This window comes from Streptomyces sp. NPDC056503, assembly GCF_042794995.1.
Lineage (GTDB): Bacteria > Actinomycetota > Actinomycetes > Streptomycetales > Streptomycetaceae > Streptomyces.
Window position 1 is genome coordinate 1 of sequence record NZ_JBHTST010000099.1, and the last position, 13,617, is coordinate 13,617.

At 73.8% G+C, this 13,617-nt stretch carries 10 protein-coding genes; 4 read left to right on the forward strand and 6 right to left on the reverse strand.

The features are described 5' to 3' along the window. Positions 1-37: 37 nt before the first annotated feature. Together ACFQ8C_RS25795 and ACFQ8C_RS25800 are read right to left on the reverse strand one after the other, a co-directional pair. Positions 38-1,033, reverse strand: a complete 996-nt coding sequence (locus tag ACFQ8C_RS25795) for a phosphotransferase family protein (RefSeq protein ID WP_383461744.1) — start codon at positions 1,031-1,033, stop codon at positions 38-40. After that, a complete protein-coding gene (locus ACFQ8C_RS25800; protein ID WP_383461746.1) occupies positions 1,030-2,361 on the reverse strand; it encodes an ABC transporter substrate-binding protein in 1,332 nt (443 codons plus the stop codon). Before ACFQ8C_RS25800 ends, ACFQ8C_RS25795 begins: the two co-directional genes overlap by 4 nt. Positions 2,362-2,878: 517 nt before the next feature. Here ACFQ8C_RS25800 and ACFQ8C_RS25805 point away from each other — a divergent pair. From ACFQ8C_RS25805 to recQ, 3 genes are all read left to right on the forward strand, one after another. Next, a complete protein-coding gene (locus ACFQ8C_RS25805) occupies positions 2,879-3,397 on the forward strand; it encodes a hydrolase (RefSeq protein ID WP_383461748.1) in 519 nt (172 codons plus the stop codon). Positions 3,398-3,811: 414 nt separating this feature from the next. Further along, a complete protein-coding gene (locus tag ACFQ8C_RS25810) occupies positions 3,812-4,141 on the forward strand; it encodes a helix-turn-helix transcriptional regulator (RefSeq protein ID WP_383461750.1) in 330 nt (109 codons plus the stop codon). A gap of 259 nt (positions 4,142-4,400) precedes the next feature. Then, positions 4,401-6,518: a DNA helicase RecQ gene (recQ, locus tag ACFQ8C_RS25815; RefSeq protein ID WP_383461751.1), complete on the forward strand. Its 2,118-nt coding sequence runs from the start codon at positions 4,401-4,403 to the stop codon at positions 6,516-6,518. A gap of 255 nt (positions 6,519-6,773) precedes the next feature. Here recQ and ACFQ8C_RS25820 read toward each other — a convergent pair whose 3' ends face one another. From ACFQ8C_RS25820 to ACFQ8C_RS25835, 4 genes are read right to left on the reverse strand one after another with little or no spacing between them, the layout of a single operon-like run. Further along, a complete protein-coding gene (locus ACFQ8C_RS25820; protein WP_383461753.1) occupies positions 6,774-8,114 on the reverse strand; it encodes an MFS transporter in 1,341 nt (446 codons plus the stop codon). Continuing rightward, positions 8,111-9,874 carry a condensation domain-containing protein gene (locus ACFQ8C_RS25825; RefSeq protein WP_383461754.1) on the reverse strand — a complete coding sequence of 588 codons (1,764 nt, stop codon included), beginning with the start codon at positions 9,872-9,874 and terminating at the stop codon, positions 8,111-8,113. Before ACFQ8C_RS25825 ends, ACFQ8C_RS25820 begins: the two co-directional genes overlap by 4 nt. Further along, entirely contained in the window at positions 9,871-11,217 is a 1,347-nt protein-coding gene (locus ACFQ8C_RS25830; protein WP_383461756.1) for a DUF6271 family protein, read from the reverse strand. The genes ACFQ8C_RS25825 and ACFQ8C_RS25830 overlap by 4 nt, the downstream gene beginning before the upstream one ends. After that, positions 11,199-12,317 (reverse strand): phytanoyl-CoA dioxygenase family protein, encoded by a 1,119-nt coding sequence (locus tag ACFQ8C_RS25835; RefSeq protein WP_383461758.1) that lies wholly within the window; start codon positions 12,315-12,317, stop codon positions 11,199-11,201. Before ACFQ8C_RS25835 ends, ACFQ8C_RS25830 begins: the two co-directional genes overlap by 19 nt. A 436-nt stretch (positions 12,318-12,753) precedes the next feature. Here ACFQ8C_RS25835 and ACFQ8C_RS25840 point away from each other — a divergent pair, with 436 nt between their 5' ends. Then, positions 12,754-13,611 (forward strand): hypothetical protein, encoded by an 858-nt coding sequence (locus ACFQ8C_RS25840; protein ID WP_383461759.1) that lies wholly within the window; start codon positions 12,754-12,756, stop codon positions 13,609-13,611. Positions 13,612-13,617: the final 6 nt, after the last annotated feature.

The following is a 13,617-nucleotide window of genomic DNA, read 5'->3' on the forward strand; positions in this document are numbered from 1 at the left end:
GCCCACGGCCGCTCCCGCCTCCCCACGCGCCGCCGGCTCACCCCGAGGGTGCCTCGCCGAGCAGGACCAGGCTCTCCCGCAGCCGCTCGCACGCCCAGTCGTACCGCCCGGTGTCGGTGTACTCCCGGAAGGCCGTCTCGATGACCTGGACCAGGGCGAGGTGGAGGTCGTACAGCCGTCGGCGCGTGCGCTCGGCGGCGGTGAACGGCCGGTGGCCGTACCCGCGGACGAAGGCGGAGGAGTCCCCGTACGCGCCCGACTCGCCGCCGGCGAAGCCGAACTCCATCAGCGGATCCCCGAAGAACGCCCGCTCGTGGTCGACGACCGCCACGATCCGGCCGCCGCGCACCATGCAGTTGCCGGGCCACAGGTCCCACTCCACGAACCGGGGCTCGGTCACCTCGTCCAGTGCGTCGGCGCGGGCCGCCACGGCGGAGCGGACCGCGTCGTAGCCGTGGCGCAGATCGACGCCGCGCCGCTCGCCGTCGCCCAACAGCTCCTCGACCATCCGCAGGAAGGCCGCACGCCACGTGGGATGGCCCGGACCCGTCAGCGGGCCGAAGGCGGTGCCCCGGATGCCGTTCAGCTCCTGGGTGACCGCGCCGAGCGCCTCGTCGTACGCGGTGATCTCGGCCCCGGTCAGGGTGGAGCCGACGACGTCGAGGTTGTCCGCGTCCACGTACGTCATGAAGAAGTAGTCGGCGTCGCACAACTCGTGGCTCCGGTCGGCGAACTCGACCGTCGGCACCGGGACCTTCGTGTGCTCCCGGATCAGCCGCAGTGCCGCCAGTTCGGTGGCCATGGCGCCGCGTTCGTAGGTCATGACCTCGACGTCCGCCGGCGGCGCGATCTTGAGGACGGAACGCGCGCCGGACCGCAGCCGGATCCGGTAGGCCACGTTGAACCAGCCGTCACCCAGCTCGCGGGCCCACTCCTCGCCCGCGCCGCAGACCTCTTCGGCGCCGTAGGCGCGGGCGACCATCGCGCGCAGCACCTCGGCGGGCTGCCGGTTCTTGGTGATGCTCTCTCTCATTCGTTGACGTCGAAGCCCTGGTCCTGGCCGTACTTGACGCTGGCGTCCTGCCAGGCCTTGAGGGCGTCGGTGAGCTTGGTGGGGCCGGCGTAGGCCTTGCCGACGGTGTCGTTGAAGATGGAGTTGGCGTAGACCTGGTAGGGGAGGTAGGACCAGTCGGCGCTGACGTTGGCGGCGGATTCGGCGAAGACGCGGTTGGCCTGCTGGCCGCCGAAGTAGGGGAATTCGGTGTCGAGGAAGGCCTTGGATTCGAGGTCGGCGCGGGTGGCGGGGAAGGCGCCGGCGGTGACGCGGGTGGTGGCTCCGGTGCCGGTGGTGGCGAACTCGGTGAAGGCGTAGGCGAGTTCCTTGTTCTTGGCGGCCTTGGGGATGGCGAGGGAGCTGCCGCCGTTCTCGGCGGTGGTCTTGTCGCCCTTGGTCCATTGGGGGAGGGGGGCGACGCGCCAGTCGCCGGAGGCGGAGGCGACGCCGGAGGTGAAGTTGGCGGGCATCCAGGCGCCGATGGAGAGGGTGGCGATGGAGCCGTCGGCGAGTCCCTTGTACCAGGCGTCGCTCCAGGAGCTGACGGGGGCGACGAGCTTCTCGTCGAGGAGCTTCTGCCAGGTGGCGGCGTACTTCTGCGTCCCCTCGTCGGCGAAGTCGATGTCGATGCTCGTGCCGCGCGAGTGGTAGGGACGGCCCCCGGCCTGCCGGATGAGGCTGGTGGCGGTACCGGCGTCGCCGGTGTCGTTGGTGATGAAGGCCTTCGGGTCGGCCTTGTGCAGGGTCCGGGCGGCCTCCACGTACTCGTCCCATGTGGTGGGCACCTTGATGCCGTGCTTGTCGAAGACCTTCTTGTTGTAGAAGAGCGCCATGGGCCCGGAGTCCATCGGCAGGGCGAAGATGCCGTCGTCCTGGTGTACGGCATGCCAGGGACCGGTGGTGAAGTCGCCGCCGTGGAGGATGGCGCCGTAGGGGGAGAGGTCCTCGACGGACTTGCCGATGGTGAACTGGCCGAGGGCGTAGTACTCGATCTGGGCGACGTCGGGGGCGCCGGATCCGGCGGAGATGGCGTTCTGGAGGGCGGTGTACTGCTTGTCGCCGGTTCCGGCGTTGACGAGTTCGACGTCGACGTTGGGGTACTTCTTCTCGAAGTCCTCCGCGACCTTCTTCAGGGTGGGCTCCCAGGCCCAGACGGTGACCTTGCCGCCCTTCTCCAGCGCGGCCTCGACGTCCTTCGGTCCGGTGCCGCCGTCGGAGGTGTCGGACCCGCACGCCGTGGCGGTCAGGGCGAGGACGGAGACCACGACGAGCGCGCCGAGGGCTCTGCGGGTGGTGCGGTTGCGCATGGGGGGTGCTCCTGGTCGGTCGTGAAGGCGGAGGGTCGGGCAGGAGGGCGCGCGGGGCGCGGGAGGGGCCCTCCATGACGTGGCCGACGGCCGGGCGGGGACTCTGCCGGAGCCGCCGGCACAGCCGGGCCACAGGGCTCGACGATCGGAGAAGAAGGTCCGATGATGCGATGTTTGCGCAATCATCGGGGCCCGATGGTCGCACCGTCACGCGACGGGCGTCAAGCGCCGGGAGGCGGGTACGCAAAGGGAGTTCGGGATTCCGTCGGCGGGTCGCGTGCGGATCGCAAGGGGGGTCGCAAGGGGGTCGCAAGTAGGTCGCAAAGGGGTTCGAAGCGCGCCGGGAGGGCTCCGCCCCGGGGGTCGGGGGGAACGGCGGATGCGGCGGTCTCGGTGGTCCCGGCGGTCTCGGTGCTCTCGGCGTTCGTGCCGCACCAGGCGCTGCGTCCGTGCGTCTCGCCTTCGCGTCGCACCGCCGCGTGGCGCGGATCCTCCCCGTGTGGGGAACGATGGCGGGATGGAGTCGATCGTCTCCCGTCTGCCGGCGGACTTCTGGGCCGTTCGCTACGACGGTTCGCGCTTCCCGGGTGCTGCCGCCGTGGCCGCCCGCCCGGGCCTCGCCGAGGGCGCCAACTGCCAGTTGTTCGGTTACGAGGTGCTCCGGTACTTCGGCCTGAACCCTCCGGAGCTGCGCTCCTCGGAGCTCTGGGACGACACCGGGAGCACCGTCCGCGTGGCGGTCGCGCGCCCCCTCGACCTGCTCCTCTTCAACTCCACCGACCGGGCCTACGGCGCCCATGTCGCCGTCTGCGCGGGCGACGACGAGATCCTCCACCTGTGCGCGGAAGTTGGCCGCCCGGCGGTCTGGCGGTCGGCGGACTTCGCCGCGCGCGAGCGCTACCGCGTCGGCCTCGGCGCCAAGCGCGTCCTCCCGGGTCGGGTACCCCGGGACCCCCTGCCCGAGGCCTTTCCGCTCGCCGCGCCGCGTGCGCGCCCGACGGCGGTGGCCGTGACGCGGAGGGAGCCCTCGGGGTAGGAGGGCGGGGCGAGCCCCGCGTCCAGGAAGACGCTGGTGAGGGCGACTGCGGGGGCGGCGGCGAGGGCGGCTTCGAGGGCGGCTTCGAGGACGGTGCGGATGCCGGTGATCGAGGCCGCGGCGTGTACGTCGGGATCCGTGGCGGGGGCGGCGATGGTGGGCCTGATGAGGTGGTCGGGGTGCCGGGCGGCGCTCACTGTCGCGCCGTCGCTCCGGGTGGTCGGCCCCGCTGCCGGGGCCGAGGCCTGCGCCGACGAGGACGGCGTGGGCCGGGTGGGCGAGTGCGAGGCCCATGATGTCCTCCGGTCGGCGGACTGCCTCTTGACCCGAGTGTCCATCTTGCGGATATATGCGCCAGTATTTACATGAAAGGCGTTTCACATGGTGGGAGGGGGAGAGGGGCAGAAGCTGTCCATGGGACTCAACGGAGCCAGCTCGGTGGGCTGGACCTTCCTCACCAACCACGCCCGCGTCCTGCTCGTGATCGCCCGCGACCCCGAAATCCGGCTCCGGGACGTGGCCGCGCGCTGTGGGATCACCGAGCGCACCGTCCAGGCGATCGTCGCCGATCTGGAGGAGGCCGGATACCTCACCCGGTCCCGGGCCGACGACGGTCGCCGCAACCGCTACCGCGTGAACGCCGACGCCCCGTTCCGGCACCCCGCCGAAGCCGGGCACGAGATCGCCGGGCTCCTGGAGCTCCTCGCGCGCGAGACCGACGGCTCGCCCGCGGTCGACGCCTAGGGGGCACGGCCCACCGCCGGGTGCGAGGCGGGACGGTACGGCCCGTGCGCCCATGCGCTCGTGCGCCCGCGCGCCCGCGTGGCTCCCGCACCGCGCACCGCTGCCGAGCGTCGGACGAAGCGGGAGACGGGGGGTCCTCCAGCGGCAGGCCGGCGGGAGGGGCTTCCACAGGAGGTTCGCTTCCGGAGCCGCCCGGGAGGTTGTCCACAGGTCCGGCGGGCGGCCCGGGGGAGGGGGCGCGGGCGGATAGGCTTTTCGGGTGGCCCTCATCGACGCTTCCTCCGACGCCTCCTCCCCGCCGAGCCCCGGCGGTTCCTCCGACGCCCTGGAGGTGCTCCACCGGGTCTTCGGCTACAGCTCCTTCCGGGGCGAGCAGCAGGAGATCATCGAGCACGTCGTGGCCGGCGGCGACGCCCTCGTGCTCATGCCGACCGGTGGCGGCAAGTCGCTGTGCTACCAGATCCCGGCGCTGGTGCGGCCCGGCACGGGCGTGGTGGTCTCGCCGCTGATCGCGCTCATGCAGGACCAGGTGGACGCGCTGAACGCGCTCGGCGTCCGCGCGGGCTTCCTCAACTCGACCCAGGACCCGTACGAGCGGCAGACCGTCGAGCAGGCCTTCCTCGCCGGCGAGCTCGACCTCCTCTACCTCGCCCCCGAGCGGCTCCGCACCGAGGGCGCGCAGCGGCTGCTCGACCGGGGCACGGTCTCCGTCTTCGCGATCGACGAGGCGCACTGCGTCTCCCAGTGGGGCCACGACTTCCGCCCCGACTACCTCGCGCTCTCCATGCTCCACGAGCGCTGGCCCAAGGTGCCCCGGATCGCGCTGACCGCGACGGCCACCGAGGCCACCCACGGCGAGATCGCCACCCGCCTCGGCCTGGACGAGGCCCGGCACTTCGTCGCCAGCTTCGACCGGCCCAACATCCAGTACCGGATCGCCGCCAAGAACAACCCGACCCGGCAGCTCCTCGACCTCATCCGCACCGAGCACGCGGGGGACGCGGGCGTCGTCTACTGCCTGTCGCGTTCCTCCGTGGAGAAGACCGCCGCCTTCCTCGCCGAGCACGGCGTCGACGCCATCCCGTACCACGCGGGCATGGACGCCGCGTCGCGCGCCGCCAACCAGGCGCGGTTCCTCCGCGAGGACGGCGTCGTGGTCGTCGCGACCATCGCCTTCGGCATGGGCATCGACAAGCCCGACGTCCGCTTCGTCGCCCACCTCGACCTGCCCAAGTCCGTCGAGGGCTACTACCAGGAGACCGGCCGCGCCGGCCGCGACGGCGAGCCCGCCACGGCCTGGCTCGCGTACGGCCTCCAGGACGTCGTCCAGCAGCGCAAGATGATCGACGGCTCCGAGGGCGACGAGAACCACCGGCGCGCCCTCGCCGCCCACCTCGACGCCATGCTCGCCCTCTGCGAGACCGTCGAGTGCCGGCGCGTCCGGCTGCTCGCCTACTTCGGACAGAAGTCGGGGCCCTGCGGGAACTGCGACACCTGTCTGACCCCCGCGGAGTCCTGGGACGGCACGGTCGCCGCGCAGAAGCTGCTCTCCACGGTGTGGCGGCTGGCCCGCGAGCGGCGCCAGAAGTTCGGCGCCGGCCAGATCATCGACATCCTCCAGGGCAAGAAGACCGCCAAGGTCATCCAGTTCGACCACGACGGCCTCTCCGTCTTCGGCATCGGCGCCGACCTCGGCACGCCCGAGTGGCGGGGCGTGGTCCGCCAGCTCCTCGCCCAGGGGCTGGTCGCCGTGGAGGGCGACTACGGCACCCTCGTCCTCACCGAGGCCAGCGGCGACGTCCTCGGCGGCCGGCGCCAGGTCCCGATGCGCAAGGAGGCGGCGAAGGCCGCGGCGCCCCGCAAGGAGAGCGGCGGCCGGTCCGGCAAGTCCCGCGTCCCCGTCGACCTGCCCGCCGCGGCCCTGCCCGTCTTCGAGGCCCTGCGTGCCTGGCGGGCGGCGACCGCGCGTGAGCAGGGCGTGCCCGCGTACGTCGTCTTCCACGACGCGACGCTGCGCGAGATCGCGACCACGCTGCCGACGACCGTCGCCGAGCTCGGCACGGTCGGGGGCGTCGGCGAGGCCAAGCTCACCAAGTACGGGGAGGGCGTCCTGGAGGCCCTCGCCGAGTTCGCCGGAGCCGGCGGCGAGGCCGCTCCGGCACCGGAGGCGGTCCCGGCGCCCGAGGCCGCCGCGGCTCCGGCCCGTGCGGCCACCGAGGCGGCGGACCGGCCGGCCGTCCGCTCGGCCGGCGCCGCGCGGACCCCGGCCGCCCGCGCCTCCGTGCCGGCCGCTCGCCCCGCGGCCGCGGCCCCCGAGGACGAGCCGCTCTTCTTCGGCGACGACGAGCCCGAGCCGTCCTGGGACGACTGGGAGTGACGCGCCCGGGCCCGGCCGGACACAGCTCCGGCCGGGCCCGACGGCCAGCGGCGACTTCCTCGTTCCTGGGCAGAGGCCTGTGCCCAGGAACGAGGCCCGAGTCTCAGGCCCCGGGCACCCGGCCCCGGACCCCAGGCCTGGGGCTGAGCCCCAGCCTCAAGCCGAGGCCCAGCCCCAGCCCAGGCTCAGCCCAGGCTCAGCTCAGCTCAGCCCAGCCCAGCCCAGCCCAGGCCCCATGGCCCCACGCCCCAGCTCTCACCCTCGTGCCTCGGCCGCGGCGGGTTCCTTGCCGCGTGCCGGTGCCGTGTCCGGCGACGGGCGGTCGAGGCGGGCGAGGCCCCGGATGGCCGGGACGCAGAGCATCGCGGCCAGCAGGACGAACGAGACCGCGGACGAGAAGAGCAGCACCCGGTCCGCGCCGAAGGACTCCGCCGCCGGACCGGCCAGCGCCCGGCCCAGCGGGATCACCATGATCGAGCCGGCGATGTCGTACGCGGAGACCCGGCTCAGCACGGCCAGCGGGATGTGGGACTGCACGCTGGTCGCCCACATCACGCCCCAGAAGGCGAAGCCGCAGCCCGCCACCATGCCCGTCGCCGCCGTGAGGGCGAAGTTCCAGCCGAGCGCCGGGGCCAGCGGGTTCAGCGCGAAGAAGAACATCGCGCACACGCCCGCCACCAGCGGCCGACGTGGCCGCACTCGCATGCCGAGCAGACCGCCGATGATCGTGCCGAGGCCGTCGGCCGAGGCGATCCAGCCGTAGCCGGTGGCACCGTGCTGCTCCGTGAGGAGCGCCGCGCCCAGCGGCAGCGAGGGACCGAAGACGAAGAGGCCGTACACCGCCCACAGCGAGATGACCCCCCACAGCCAGGAGCGGGAGCGGAACTCGTGCCAGCCGGTGGCGAGCCGCCGCCACATCGGATCGTCGCCCTCGTCGCCGTCGCCCTCGGCGCCCGCGCCGGCCCCGCCACCGCCGTCCTTCGCCGAGGCGAGCCGCCGCAGCGGCAGCAGCCCGCCGGCGCTGACGGCGTAGGCCACCGCGATCACCACGAACGAACCGGCCAGGTCCCAGTAGGCCACCAGGAAACCGGCCAGGCCGGGGCCGATGAGCGTGGCCATCGACTCGGAGATGCGCAGCAGCGCGTTGGCGCGCTGGATGTCGTCGGCGACCCGGGGGACGATGCTCGCGAGTCCGGGCTGGAACATCGCGGTCGCCGCGCCGCTCACCGCCATCAGGGCCATGACCTGCCAGAGCAGCACCCCGCCCGTGGCGAACAGCGCGGCCATGACGAGCATCGTCACCACCCGGACCGCGTCCGCGCCGACCATCATCACCTGCGGGGTGAACCGGTCGGCGAGCACGCCGCCGAAGAGGATGAGCAGCACGATCGGCGCCATCCAGGCGGCGAGCGCGTAGCCCACGCCGGTCGCCCCGAAGCCCGCGCCGAGGACGGAGGTGGTCACGGAGACCATCAGCATGCCGTCGGCGAGCAGCGAGGCGCTGCGCGCGGTGAAGAAGAGCCGGAAGCGACGCGACCGCCAGGGGCTGGACGGCGGCCCGGGCTCCCGCGCCGTGGCGGTTTCATCGGTGGTCATGTGGCATCCCGGCTCCGGCCGGTCCCTTCCCTGAGAATCCGCTGCGCCGCGGCGGGCTGCCGCGGCGGGCCCTCGACGAACACGTACCGGTGCGGGGCCAGCACGCCGGGACGGCCCGCCAGGACACCCGTCAGCGCGGTGTGCGCCCGGGCGGGTGTCCATTCCTCGTCCGGCCAGGTCCGCTCGTCCGCCCCGATGTACGCGGTCAGCCCCCGGCCGCTCCCGTCGGCCGCGGACCCCTCCTCCACCACGACCTCGACCGCCCGCCCGCGCAGTGCCTCGGTGAGGGCCTCGGCGACGGCGGCGGGGGAGACCCAGCAGCCGTCGACCCGCGTCCACTCCGGCCCGCGCGCCACCGGACGGACCCCCGTCACCTCGGTGAGCGGCCCCGGTGCGTCCAGCGGTACGTCGGACTCCGCGACGGCCTCCAGGAGCCGTACCAGACCGGTGACCAGTTCCTCGGCGGCGGGCCGGGGGAACAGCGCCGGGTCGGCCCAGGTCGCGAGGCGGAGGACCGGCTCCGTCTCGTACACGAAGGTCAGCAGCCGGGTCGGCAGCGACTGGCCGCCGCCCCAGGCGAGTTCGAGCTCGGGGGCGTCCTCGTCGGGCGCCGCCGCGCCGGCCAGCGTGCTGGGCAGGGCGCTGATGTCGTTGAAGACGGCGTCGCGCGCGAAGTGGCTGCCCCGCTCGGTGGTGACCCGGCCGATCAGCTCCCACAGGTCGAGCGCGTCGAAGCGGCTGTGGCGGTAGGCGTTCATCGCCGCGCCCCACGCCTTGGCGAGCAGCGCGTCGAAGGACGGCGCGCGCACGTCGAGGGAGAGGAGGGCGTCCTGGGAGAGGGTGCTCACCGAGCGGGCCAGCTTCGGCAGGAAGCGGTTCGAGGTGGGCACCGCGGCGACGCAGACGGACTGGCCGGCCCGGTGGGCGGTGAGCACGCACCAGGCGGTGAGCAGCACGGTGCCGGGGAGGGCGCCGGTACGCCGGGCGGCGGCGGCCAGGGCGCGGGCGCCGCGCGCCGAACGGAGGGTGAGCCCCGGGGTGTCGGTCTCGGTTCCGGTGGCGCCGTCCTCGGCGAACATCGCCTGCGGTCCGGTGCGCAGGACGTGTTCCCAATGGGCCAGGCAGGCCGCCGACTTGCGCCGTCCGGCCGGGCTGTGCTCCTCGGCGGCGAGGTCCAGCGGGGTGAGCGCGGTGACCGGTGGCAGCGACTCGCCGGCCAGGAGGGCGAGCCATTCGTCCCGGAGGACGCCGAGGGCGCTGCCGTCGGTCACGGCGTGGCTGGCGGCGAGGGCGACGCGGACGGGCCGTCCGGCCCGGGCGATGATCCGCAGCCGCAGCGGGAAGTCGAGGTCGAGGCGGAAGCGGGTGTCGCGGGCGGCGCGGGCCACCGCCTCGGCGTAGCCGTCGGTGTCCTCGGGGAGTTCGTCGTGGTCGAGGACGGTGACGGTGAACGAGCCGTCGGGGGCCACCACCTGCTCGGCGGGGGCGGCGCCGCCCTCCGCCTGGTGGGGGAAGGTGGTGCGCAGGGCCTCGTGGCGTGTGGCGAGTTCCGCGAGCGCGTCGAGGGCGCGGTCCATCCCGGTGCCGTCGGGGACCGGCCACACGTCGTGGATGTTGATGGCGGCGGGTTCGTCCCGCAGGATGCAGCGGATCATGTTGGCCTGGCCCATGGTGACGGGGCCCCGGCGCGCACCGCCGCCGGCGTGGCGCACGGTGAGCGTGCGGGCCGAGGTGACACCGGCGGCGGGGGTGGCCGTCATGGCGTCACGGCCGGGGCGGGCGAGGTCCCGGGCGTCGGGTGGTGGTTCACGGCGGTGCCTTTCGCGTGCGCGGTCAGGGCGGCCCAGGCGTCGACGAGCAGGGCGAAGTCCTCCATGTCGGAGCGGGCCTCGGCGAGGAGCCGTCGGCGCCGCTCGGCGAAGAGGCCGGCGGCGGTCGCGTACCGGCCGCCGAGGGAGCGGTAGCGGCGGTCGAGGACGTCGAGCCGGGCCTCGTTGCCGGCCGGGTCGAGCAGGGTGCTCTCGCGGGCGAGGGCGGCGACGGCGGAGGGCCGCACCTTCCCCGTGGGGTCGAGGAGCGTGTCGCCGGCCGCCGCGAGGCCCGTGTACACCGCTTCGAGGTGGGCGGAGGCGAGCAGGTACTTGGCGAAGCGGAGCTGGTAGGCGAGGAAGCCCGCGTCCGAACGGCGTTCGCCCGTGTAGTAGTTGACGATGTGCCGGTTGTGCAGGACGCCGGGCAGCCGGGCGGCGTGGACCAGGTGCAGGAGGAAGTAGTCGGTGCCGATGGTGTCGGTGGCGGGCGGCAGCGGGACCCGGCCGTAGACCTCCCGCCCGAGTGCGACGTTGCACATGTCGACCCGGGTGGGGCCGACCAGGGTCAGCGTGGTCCGGTCGGTGTCGAACGGGGCGGTGCCGGCGCCCCGGAAGGCCTCGTCGATCAGGTTCCGGCGCCAGATCTCCGGATAGCCGGAGGGTACGGACAGGCCGACGATCTCGCGGTACGCCTCGGGGTCGAGGGCGCGGATCCCGGCGACGTCCACGGAGGGTTCGCCGATGAAGGAGGCCCCGGCGAGGGCGACGGTCCGGTCGGCGCAGCGCGGGTCGAGCCGGCTGCGGTCGACCGAGCCCGCCACGTCCGCGGCCCGCCGTCCGAGGGCGGCGAGTTCGTGGTGGATCGGGAAGACCGGTTCGCCGTCGAGGTGTTGGTAGCGGCTGTCGGAGTCGCGGCGGTGCACCGAGGCGCAGCCGAGCGCCTCGGCCAGCAGGAAGGCGCGGTTGGTGCAGGCGCCGTACGACACCCCGGCCGGGAGCATCAGGTCGAGCAGCCGGTCCGCTTCGGTGAGCCCGGTCGCCGCGACGACCTCTCCGAGGAAGACGCGCTGCCGGTCCTCGTCGAGGTGGTGGACGACGACGCCCGGTGCGGCCGGCAGGGCGGCGACCGCCTTCCGGTGGTCGGCGAGGTCGGCGGGCGGCGACGAGTCGAGGATCAGCAGGTGTACCTCGACGCCGAACTCCCGTGCGCCGTAGGCCGCTTCCTCGGCGACCGCCGCGATCGTGGCCGTGCAGGCGCGGTTGGTGGGGAGGGTCAGGCAGACGCGGCGCACGCGGGCTCCCCGGTCGGTGCGGCCGTGCGGCCGGGCTCGTCGGCGGCTTCCCCGGCCTTCTCGTGCCAGGAGGCGAGGCCGAGCAACCGGGCGCCGAGAGGGGTGAGTTCGGCGGTCGGGTAGCGCTTGGACTCGTGCAGGACGGGATCGCCGACGAGGGTGCGGTTCCAGCGCGGGGTGCGCAGGTGGCGCCAGGACTCGACGCGGGAGCGGCGCAGCTTCGCGTGCTCCTCCAGGGCGGGCATCATCGACAGGTACTGGACGGCGCGGACCCCGTTAGCGGAGGCGTTGCGGGCCACCCCGTGGGCGAGCAGGCCGTTCCAGATCAGCAGGTCGCCGGGGTGCAGGTCGGGGCGGACGACGGGGTACTCGGCGCGGTCCACGTCCGGGCGGATCGGGTCGCGGCCCTCGGGCTGGGCGAGCTTCCACTCCTCGAAGCGGCGGAACAGCTCGGGGTCGCACTGGAAGCCGCCGGTCTCGGGGGCGGTGTCGTTGAGCGCGATGATGCCCTGGACGCGCTGCGGCGGTACCCCGAGGGTGGTGTCGATGTCCCAGTGCAGCTCGATGTCGAAGCCCCGGTCGGTGGGTTCGATGAGGGAGCGGTCGCGGTTGCGGACGTTGGGCGGGTTGAGGTTGAGCCGGTCGAGGGTGACCCAGAGCTCCTCGCAGTCCCAGACGTCGACGAAGGCGTCGTAGACCCGCTGGGACTGGCGGCTGTCCCAGAGCAGCTGGTGGTGGTACGCCTCGACGAAGCCGTAGATGTGCAGCTGCTGGTCCAGTTCGGAGCGGAACGGCCGGTCCTCGTACCAGCTTTCCGGCCGTTCGGGGTCGAGCCCCTGGAAGTCCCAGGCGAAGTCGAGGAGCCGGCGGGCGGCCTCGGCCGGAATCGCCTCGCGCACGATGACGTAGCCGTACGTCTGCCAGTGCGCGAAGTCCGCCTCGGAGAGCACCCGCAGCGGCCGGGTCTTCCTCAGCTCCCGCAGGGTCGTCGCGGCGAGGTAGGACTCGCCGTCGTCGCTGAGGTACGGGCGTTCGGTGGCCGCCCGGTGCAGGTAGGGGGTGCGCGGGCGGCGCGGGGCGGGTGCGGATGGCGTGGTCACAGGTCCCTCCAGGCGGGAGTCGGACGGCGTGCGGGCTCGGGTGCGGGGCACGGCGGGACGGGCGCGGACCTGGCGACGGTGGAGGGACCGCGGGGGACGAGGGACAGAATTGGTGTAGACCATCACCGGTGTCAAGTGACCCGCCGGTATGCCCCGCGTGTCGGCCAACCGCCCGAAATCGACCCCGCGAAAGGCCTGTTGGCGGGTGATCTTTGGTCTAGACAACTCTCGGTCGACTGGCCTACTGTCCCCCTTGCGCAGAGCCGGCGCCGACCCGACCAGTCGAGCCCGGCCCGACCGCTGCGCCCCGGTCGACGGCGACCGCGAGCAGGGCTCTGCCCGCCGCCCCGCCCGCACCGGTACGAGGGACGGGCGCGGCCCGCCCCTCGCGACCGACGCCCCTGACCGACCACCCACGCCGAGAGGGAACGGTTCCATGAGCACACCCAGCGCCACGACCCCGCCCGTCACCGGCCTCAAGAACCCCGGCCCGGGCCTGATCACGCTGGACCCGGTGCACACCGCTCTGCTGGGCGCCCTCGACACGCTCCTCACCGGACTCGCCGCCCGGCTCTCCGCCCCCGAGGTCACCGGACCGCCGCTGCTCGCCGCCGACGGTCTCGCCCGCCTCGACTACTTCCGCAACTTCCCCCATCTCGGCGTCTCCGCGGGCCGGTTCGGCCCCGAAGCCCACGACCTCCTCGCCGCCGGCCAGGCCCCCGGCGACCGTCCCCTCGAACCCACCGGCTACCTCCTGCCGTCCGCCACCTGCTACGGACTGCTGCTCTCCCTGGAGGGAGCCGACGTCGGCGAGGACGGCCTCCGGCTCTCCGCCGCCGGCCGCTGCTTCCGCAACGAGACCCACTACGACGGACTGCGCCGCCTCTGGGGCTTCCACATGCGCGAGGTCGTCTACCTCGGCACCAAGGAAGGCGCCCTCGAACACCTGGAGCGCGGCGGCGAGTTCATCCAGGAGACCGCCGGCCTCCTCGGCCTCGACCTCACCCGCGCCACCGCCGACGACCCCTTCTACGACAAGGGCGGCTCCCGGGCCCGCCTGATGGCCCTCGACCCCGTCAAGCACGAGTACAGCGCGCCCGACGGCACCGCCATCGCCTCCGTCAACCGCCACCGCAACTTCTTCGGCGAGCGCCTCGACATCCGCGCCGGCAGCCACGGCCCCGCCTACAGCGCCTGCGTCGCCTTCGGCGTCGAGCGCTGGGTGCACGCCATGCTCCAGGCCCACGGCGGCCCCGAGCGGGCACTCGACCGCCTCCGCGCCGCCACCGCCTGACGAACC